Genomic DNA, 8,586 nt, shown 5'->3' with positions numbered 1-8,586 from the left:
GCAGGGATTAGAATTTGACCGCGTAACGCCATCTCATGCGCAGCGGTCACGTTCCCCGGAATGACCGGTCACGTTCGCCGGAATACGCACAATGCGGTGTTTGTCGGCTTTACGGGTACTCCACTGCTCAATCAAGATAAACAGACTAGTCCGGAAGTGTTCGGGGGCTATATCCATACCTATAAATTTGGCGAGGCCGTTGAGGATGAAGTCGTGCTTGACCTTCTATATGAGGCACGCGACATCGACCAGCGACTCGGCTCCATGAAAAAGATCGATGCGTGGTTCGACTCCCATACCAAGGGTTTGAACGACTGGCAAAAGGCGGCCTTGCGTGAACAGTGGGGAACGATGCAGAATGTACTAAGTTCGAAGTCCCGCATGCATCGGGTGGTGGCCGACATCGTTTTCGATTTCAGCGATAAACCTCGCCTGTCCAACCAGCGCGGCAACGCCATCCTTGTTGCTTCCAGTATTTACGAAGCGTGCAAGTACTTCGAGCTGTTCCAGGGAACACCCTTCAAAGGAAAATGCGCGGTTGTCACGTCCTACAACCCGCAAACTCCGGACATCACGCTGGAAGAAATCGGCGCCAACAGCGAGACGGACAAACAGTTCATCTACAACACATACACGGCCTTGCTTCAAAACGTTGCGGCGCTGCCCAAAAAATCCAAGACCGAAACCTATGAGGACCAGGCCAAGAAGCTGTTTAAGGAGCAACCGGCGAACATGCGCTTGTTGGTCGTGGTCGATAAACTCTTGACCGGCTTCGACGCGCCAAGCTGTACCTACCTTTATATCGACAAACGTATGGAGGACCATGGTTTGTTTCAGGCGATTTGCCGCACCAACCGGCTTGACGGCGACGATAAGGACTTCGGCTACGTCGTTGACTATAAGGATTTGTTCAAGAAGGTCGAGAAAGCCATCGCAGTATACACGTCCGAACTTGACAAGAGTGCCGGCGGTGCCGATCCCGAGGTGCTAATGCAAGACCGTCTGAGCAAGGGCCGCGAGCGTCTGGACAATGCCCTGGAAACTGTCGCACTGTTGTGCGAACCTGTGGCGCCACCCCAGGGCGAGCTTGAGCACATTCACTATTTTTGCGGCAATACCGAAATTGCAGGCGACCTGAAAACACATGAGACCCAACGCGTCGCGCTCTACAAGGCTATGGTAGCGTTGGTGCGTGCTTACGCCAACATCTCGGACGACCTCGATAATGCCGGCTACACTCCCGCCGATATCCTGCACATCAAGCAGGCGATAGACCGCTATCTGAAATTGCGCGAGACCATTCGCAATGCGGCCGGTGAGAAGCTGGACATGAAGCCCTTCGAGGCCGATATGCGCCATTTGATCGATACCTATATCGAAGCTAGCGAACCCAGGACGATTTCACCCTTTGAGGATATGCCGCTGCTGGAATTGATCGTCAAGACTGGCATCGCAAGCGCTATCAATAGTCTGCCTGCGGGGCTAAAGGGTAACAAGGAAGCGGTTGCCGAAACCATCGAGAACAATGTCCGCAGCAAGATCATCAAGGAGCACCTGAACGATCCGGCCTATTACAGCAAGATGTCTGCGCTGCTCGACGAGCTCATCGCTGCGCGCAAGGCTAAGGCAATTGAGTATGAGGAATACCTGAAGCGGGTCGCGGAATTAGCGAAGCGCGTCGAGGCGGGACAGGCCGATGACACGCCGGAGCAACTAAACACGCCGGGACGGCGTGCGTTATACAATTTGCTGCGGCAAGGCGCCTCTGGCACGGACTTACTTCATGTGGAGCAATCCGTTGCGCACTATGATGTTGCTGGATCAGATGAGGTGATGGTGCTGACGCTTAAGATCGATGAAGCCGTCAAACATGCGCGGCCAGATGGCTGGCGCGGAGTTCAGACCAAGGAGAGCGTCATCAAGGCTGCCTTGTATGGGATTTTGCAGAACATGGACGAGGTCGAGCGTATCTTTCTCATCATCCAGAAGCATAAGGAATATTAATCTTTATGCAATTCAAGTTGGGCGACATTGCCGTTGAAGTCGTGCAAAAAGACATCAAGAACCTTCACCTGAGCGTCCATCCCCCGGCTGGCAAGGTGCGTATCGCCGCGCCCCTGCGCATGGACCTCGATACCATCCGTGTGTTTGCCATCACCAAACTCGCTTGGATCAAGAACCAGCAGAAGAAGCTGCGCGAGCAGGAACGAGAAACCCCGCGCGAATACCTCGACCGGGAGAGCCACTATGTTTGGGGCAAGCGCTATCTTCTTAAACTGGTCGAGAAGGAGGCCGCGCCGTCCGTTGAGCTCAAGCACAACAAGATAATTCTTCAGTTGCGGCCTGCAGCCGGCCACGAGAAAAAGCAGGAGGTGCTTGATGCGTGGTATCGCGAGCAGCTTAAAGAGGTCGTTCCGCCGCTGATTGCCAAGTGGGAAAAAGTTGTAGGTGTGAAGGCTGGAAAGTTCTTTATACAGAAGATGAAAACGAAATGGGGCAGTTGTAGCCCCGGCCCAAAAAATATCCGCATCAACACCGATTTGGCCAAGAAGCCGTTGCAGTGCCTTGAATATATTGTCGTGCATGAACTCACGCACTTACTGGAGCGACAGCACAACGACCACTTCACCGCACTGATGGATGCCCACATGCCGCAGTGGCGGCAGTATCGCGGGATGTTGAATAGCTTGCCGCTGGCGCATCAGGAGTGGAGGTATTGACGGGGAAATGCCGACGGCTTTAACAGATGCGCTACCTGAAAACTGCCGGGCTTTAGGCTAGCTAGGCAAGCTGCGCGAGCGCTTTGCGCGTTTAGAATGGCCCGGAATTGGGTCGGATGTCGATGTAGCGGTCTTGCTTGCCGCGCCGGCGGTTGCGGGCTGGCCAGTCGCAGGAGCAATTGTTCCATAGCTCCAGCAGTTCCGTCCACGGTGATCGGCAGTGCGGTGGTGTGCAGCTCGGAATATCGCAGCTAGGCAGATCGCAGCTTGGTAATTCGCAGCTAGGCAGGTCGCAGCTAGGCACGTCGCAGAAGCCGGCTTGCTGGCTTTGGCGTGGCGTTGCGCGCCACGGCGCCGCGAGGCCTGACGTCTGCTGGGGCCGATGGCGCCAGTATTGCTCGCCGCAAGCGGCCAGGCGGCGTCTGAGCAGGGCCAGGCCGATGCGTAGGCCGTAACGTTGAATGACCCGCTGGCCATAGGCGGAACAACTGTCGCGTCCGGTGTGCACGCGGTAGGCGCAGGAAAATCCTTTCCTGGGCGAGAGATGGCGGCGGTACAGCGCGATGGCGGCGAGGGCGATTCTTTTCATGGGCTGGACTGGAGGCATGCGCACTTGTATCGGGGCTGAATCCATGCGAGCATTGACTATTGCTCAATTGAGACAGATTGCCAACGCTCACTATGCCTACCTTTTACATCACGGTCAACGACCAGGCTGTCGCAACGGTCAGCACCGAGGAATGCGATATCCTGACGATCCGGATCGACGCCAGTTTCGACCGCGAGGAGCTGGCGACGCTCGACGTCAGCGGCGGCAAATACCCGGTGGACGTGGAGTCGACCTATTGGACCTGGGTGCCCGAGCGTCCCTTGCTGGCTGGCCAACGCGTCGCCGTGGAGATGCGCGAGCACGGCGCCAGCAGCCACGCCGGCAAGACGATCGCCGAGTTGTATCCTGATGATCCACCGTGCACCATCACCGATTTCACACTGACCGATGCGATGTGCGACGAGATCGCGCGCCGTCCCAGGTTCCGCGACAAGTTGGCTTTTCAGTTCGCGTCGTCGAGCGGCACCCGGCTGGCCGGGAAGACCGGCGCCGATGAAGACAGCCTGGCGCTCAGCGTGTTGTGGAATTGGACCGATCCCGCCACGGCCAGCGTTTCCCTGCATAGCTATTCGCTGGCCGACATACGCGCGCGCAATGGCGGCGGCGAGCGTGCGCGTGAGCAAATGAAAATCGGCGGCCGGCTGGCTTTCGTGCTGGGCGACGAGCCGTTCGCGCTTTCCGCTAGTCTTTGAAGCAACGGGGATAATTGATGAACGAGATGACCTTATATCCGTCCAGGAAAAGAATGCTGGCCTTCGCCGTGGGGAGCTTCGTCTTCTCGGTCATTGGCATGGCCACCGTCGAGGACAACGCCAAGCTGCTGGACTACGCCGCCTTCGTCGCCTTCGGTCTGTGCACCGTGGCGTTCGCGTCGCAATTGCTGCCACGCGCCGGCTACTTGACGATACGGCCGGACGGCTTCACCGCCTGCGCGATGTTCCGTGCGCACGAGATCAATTGGCTGGACGTGCTTGAGTTCCGCGTCGTCAATATCGGCGGCAATGACATGGTCGGCTGGAACTACCACGCGAATTACCAGGCGCAAGCGACGTTGCGCAAGGTCGCCGCCACCTTGAGCGGTGTCGAGGGGGCGCTGGCCAACACCTACGGCATGCCGGCGGAGCGACTGGCGGCCTTGCTCAACCAGCGACGCCGCATCGCGCTGGACGAGGGGACGGCCGTGCGTTGGGGCGCGGGCGGTGCCGACCTGCCGTCCGGCTGGTCCGGCGGGAAACGACCAAGCAAAGGGCAGTGAGGCCGCCGGCGGGGCGGCGAAATCATACAGCCTGAACATTTCCACTTGTAAATGAGAATCATTATTGTTAATATGAGCCGTTGCCAGCCATCTTTGCCTTACCACGTATCCACGTCGTGCAAGAGCCAGCCGTTCCCCACTCTCACACTTGGATCACTATGGCTGCTACCCACCAGGGCGCCCGGCATTCGGCCGCGCATACGTTCGCGTTTCCCACCTCCCGCCAGGCCGTTCGCCCGCGCCTGCTGGCGCTGGCCGTCCAATCCGCACTGCTGAGCCTGCTCGCCGCGCCGTTGATGCAGGCGCAGGCGCAGTCGACGGCAGCCGCCCCGGCCCCGGCCGCCAGTCCGGCCCCGGCGTCCCCGGCAGCCGCAACCAAGGCGGCCAACTCGGCCAACTCGGCCAACTCGGCCAATACGGCCAATACGGCCAAGGCGGCCAAGGCGGCCAAGGCGGCCAAGGCGGCCGATGGCGCCAAGCCGCGCACGGCCGCCGAGTTGTCCGAGATCGTCGTCAAGGCCAGGGCCGACGAGGCCGCCAGCCGCGCCGGCACCAGCACCGTCATCGGCGCCAAGGAATTGGGTGCGCGCAACGTCGCCGACATGGCCGACATCGCCCGCTACGCGCCGCTGATCAGCGTGCCGGGCGCCGCCAGCGGCTCGGGCAACATCTGGGATGGCGCCGGCAACACCGGCTTCAACATCCGCGGCATCGAGGGCAACCGCATCAGCCTGGAGGTCGACGGCATTGCCCTGCCGGACGCCGCGCCGAAACCGGACGGCACCAGCCTGGCCGGCTTCGGCGTGGCTCGCGATTACTTCGACCCGGAAACCTTCCGCGAAGTGCGCATCGGCTCCGGCACCACGCCGGCCGGCGCCGGCACGCCGGGCCTGGGCGGTTCGGTGCTGTTCGTCACCAAGTCGCCCGACGACTACCTGAGCGACAGCGTCAGCAACTACGCCGACTACAAATTCGGCTACAACTCGGCCAACGCCAGCAAGCTGCACGCGCTGACCGGCGCCACGCAACTGGGTCCGCTGCGGGCCTTGGCCGTGCTGGTGCACCGCGACGGCGAACAGGCCGACAGCAAGGGCAGCGTGAAGGTCAATCCGGACGATTGGCATTCCGACTCGCAACTGGTCAAATTCAACTGGGCGGTGGCCAAGGGCCACAAGCTCGGCTTCACCATCGACAATTTCGACACCAAGCACGAGCGCGCCTTCGACAACAAGCTGAGCACCGCCTACCCCGACGGCGCCAAGCAGAACTCGCACACCAAGCGCACCCGTTACAGCGTCGAGCAGCAGTACACGCCGACCGGCTTCGTGCTGTTCGACACGCTCGACAGCCGCCTCTACACGCAGGACTCCAAGGTCGAGGACAAGACCAACGCCCGCTATATCACCGGCAGCCAGCCCTATGTGCGCAACATCGACACCGGCTTCTACAACAAGAGCAGCGGCCTGGGCCTGGACGCCAGCAAGCAACTCGGCGCCGCCGCGCTGCTGGCCTACGGCCTGAGCTGGGAGCAGCAGGACAGCCGCCGGCCGTGGCGCGAGGACCGCACCGTCATCAGCAGCGGCGCCCACCAGGTGACGGTGAAGAACCGCATGGTCGACATGGGCACCGACCGCCTGGCCGCCTATCTGCGCGGCGAGCTCAGCTTTAGCCTGGGCGGCCACGCCGCCGTGCTGTCGCCCGGCCTGCGCGGCGAGCGCCGCAAGCTGAGCCCGAACAATCTGCAGGGCTATGTGGTGGCCGTGCCGAACGCCGCCAAGGAGATCCGCGACGAGAGCGATTTCTTCCTCACGCCCAGCCTGAGCCTGTCGGTCGAGCTGACGCCGAACTTCAACGCCTATGCCCAATACAGCCGGGGCACGCGCCTGCCGACGGCGGCCGAACGCAGCGGCACCTACGACTCGTTCAGCTACACCGGCAGCGGCGCCGGCTACGCCGTGCTGGGCAACGCCAACCTGAAAAAGGAAACCAGCAACGCCGTCGAGCTGGGTCTGAAGGGCGCGCCGACCGCCGGCATCGAATTGAGCGCCGCGCTGTTCCACACCAGCTACGACAACTTCATCGAGTACGCCGCGCAGGCGCCCGACCCGGTCAATTATCCGACGCTGAGCTACGGCCTGTTCCGTCCGGAGAATGTCGGCGACGCCAGCACCTGGGGCGGCGAGGTGTCGAGCCGCTTCGCACTGGGCCAGTGGTCGGCGCCGTTGAAGGGCTACAGCCTGCTGGCGGCGGCCGGCATGCAGCGCAGCAGCGCGCACAACCGGCTGAGCGGCAAGCGCAGCGAGCTGGCCTCGACCCTGCCGTACAAGGGCAGCCTGACGCTGGCCTACGACGACCCGGCGCGGCGCGGCGGCTTCTCGCTGAGCACGGTCTACCAGCGTGGCAAGCAGGCGCGCGAAGACGTGATTGGCGGCGTCACCGCCGAGCGTTTCGCGATTCCATCGTCGACGGTGCTGGACCTGGCGACCTACTGGAGCCTGGGCAAGCACGCCAGCCTGCACGCCGGCATCAACAACCTGACCGACCGCAAGTACTGGGACTACGCCTCGTCGCGCGCGCTGCCGGCCGGCACCAATGCGGCCACCCTGGCCGATATCGAACGCCAGGTGCGTCCGGGGCGCAATTACTCGCTCAACTTGCAAGTGATTTACTAAGCCGCAATTTACTCAGCGAAATTTACTCAGCCACATACCGGCGCCGCGCCGCGGCGCCCCCATCCATCGATAGGAGACAAAATGAAACACCACCACCGCTATGCCCTTGCGCTCACCGGCGCCTTGTTGTTGAGCAGCATGCAGGCCGGCGCCGCCAGTCTGGCCGAACGCTGGGAAACGTTGCGCGCCGAGCAGCCCAAGCTGCCGCTGCGCGACGCCGCCAAGACGCTCAACGTGTCCGAGGCCGAGCTGCTCGTCGTCGGCCTGGGCAAGACCGTCACCCGGCTGAAGGAGGGCGACAACGTGCCGCGCGAAATCATGCGCCGCGCGCTGGATTTGGGCAAGGTCATGGCGCTGACGCGCAACGAGAACGGCGTGCTCGAACGCACCGGCGTGGCCACCAAGCTCAAGCCGCAGGAAGAGATCATCGGCCTCGACGCCGACAAGGAAAAAGAGCGCGAGGGACGCATGCGCAACATCGCCGGCGGCTACCTGGGCGGCGAGATCGACCTGCGTTTCACCTTCAAACACTGGGCCTACTCCTTCGCCGTGGTGCAGCCGGGCCGCGACGGCGCAGTCACGCGCAGCCTGCAGTTCTTCGACGAGCACGGCAACGCCGCGCACAAGATTTTCGTCAAGAGCGAGGCCGGCAACGCCGTCTTCGACAAGCTGGTGGCCGACTTCCGCAATCCCGTGCAAAGCGCCGCGTTGACGCTGGCCGCCGCGCCCGTCAAGCCGGTCGAGAAGCCGGACAGCGCCATCGACGTCAAGGAATTCCAAGCCGCCTGGGGCGAGCTGAGCGATGTGCACCAGTTCAACCGTCTGCTGACCGAGTTCGGCGTGTCGCGCGAGCAGGCCATGCGCCTGGCGCCGGCCGGCGTGGCGCAGCGCATCACGCCGCAGGCGGTGCGCCAGTTGCTTAGCGAATCGGCCAAGCAGCAGCTCGACATCATGGCCTTCCTCGGCAACGAGTCGGTGATCCAGATCTTCAGCGGCAAGATCAACAAGGTGATGGAGGCGGGCGGCTACTTCAACGTGCTCGATCCCGAGTTCAACCTGCACCTGCGCGACAGCGCCTTCGCCAGCGGCTGGGTGATCAAGCGCGCCGGCGTCACCTCGGTCGAATTCTTCGACAAGAGCGGCGAGCTGGTGGTCAGCTTCTTCGGCGTGCGCGAACGCGCCAAGCCGCAGCCGCAAAGTTGGATCGACATGACCGCCGCGCTGCCGAAAGCCGTCGCCGTGCAGGCCCAAGCGGCGAAGTAGGCGTCGCAGCCCCCCGCAGTCCCCCGGGGTCAGTGCCGACATTCGGACATTCACCGCGTGAATGTC

Annotated in this window: 7 protein-coding genes; 6 read left to right on the top strand and 1 reads right to left on the bottom strand. The window is 62.1% G+C overall.

What is annotated here, in order from left to right:
* Positions 1–60 precede the first annotated feature (60 nt).
* Entirely contained in the window at positions 61–2,004 is a 1,944-nt protein-coding gene (locus H7U20_RS00330) for a type I restriction enzyme subunit R domain-containing protein (protein WP_199517626.1), read from the top strand.
* A gap of 5 nt (positions 2,005–2,009) precedes the next feature.
* Complete coding sequence (locus H7U20_RS00325) at positions 2,010–2,720, top strand: M48 family metallopeptidase (RefSeq protein ID WP_199517625.1); 711 nt, start codon at positions 2,010–2,012, stop codon at positions 2,718–2,720.
* A 91-nt stretch (positions 2,721–2,811) separates the two neighbouring features.
* Here the strand turns inward: H7U20_RS00325 and yidD are convergent, their stop codons facing one another.
* Positions 2,812–3,309 carry a membrane protein insertion efficiency factor YidD gene (gene yidD, locus H7U20_RS00320; protein ID WP_199517624.1) on the bottom strand — a complete coding sequence of 166 codons (498 nt, stop codon included), beginning with the start codon at positions 3,307–3,309 and terminating at the stop codon, positions 2,812–2,814.
* A gap of 92 nt (positions 3,310–3,401) precedes the next feature.
* Between yidD and H7U20_RS00315 the strand changes: the two genes are divergently transcribed.
* The 4 genes from H7U20_RS00315 to H7U20_RS00300 all read left to right on the top strand — a co-directional run bounded on the left by H7U20_RS00315 (position 3,402) and on the right by H7U20_RS00300 (position 8,520).
* On the top strand, positions 3,402–4,022 hold the full coding sequence (locus H7U20_RS00315; RefSeq protein ID WP_199517623.1) for a hypothetical protein: 621 nt from the start codon (positions 3,402–3,404) through the stop codon (positions 4,020–4,022).
* A 53-nt stretch (positions 4,023–4,075) separates the two neighbouring features.
* A complete protein-coding gene (locus H7U20_RS00310) occupies positions 4,076–4,585 on the top strand; it encodes a hypothetical protein (protein WP_233410396.1) in 510 nt (169 codons plus the stop codon).
* Positions 4,586–4,743: 158 nt separating this feature from the next.
* A complete protein-coding gene (locus H7U20_RS00305; protein ID WP_233410395.1) occupies positions 4,744–7,257 on the top strand; it encodes a TonB-dependent receptor domain-containing protein in 2,514 nt (837 codons plus the stop codon).
* An 81-nt stretch (positions 7,258–7,338) separates the two neighbouring features.
* Positions 7,339–8,520, top strand: a complete 1,182-nt coding sequence (locus H7U20_RS00300) for a hemin-degrading factor (RefSeq protein ID WP_199517621.1) — start codon at positions 7,339–7,341, stop codon at positions 8,518–8,520.
* Positions 8,521–8,586: the final 66 nt, after the last annotated feature.

Source organism: Rugamonas violacea (assembly GCF_016461825.1).
Lineage (GTDB): Bacteria > Pseudomonadota > Gammaproteobacteria > Burkholderiales > Burkholderiaceae_D > Rugamonas.
Note: the sequence above shows the minus strand (reverse complement) of the source record. Positions and strands in the feature narration are given on the sequence as shown.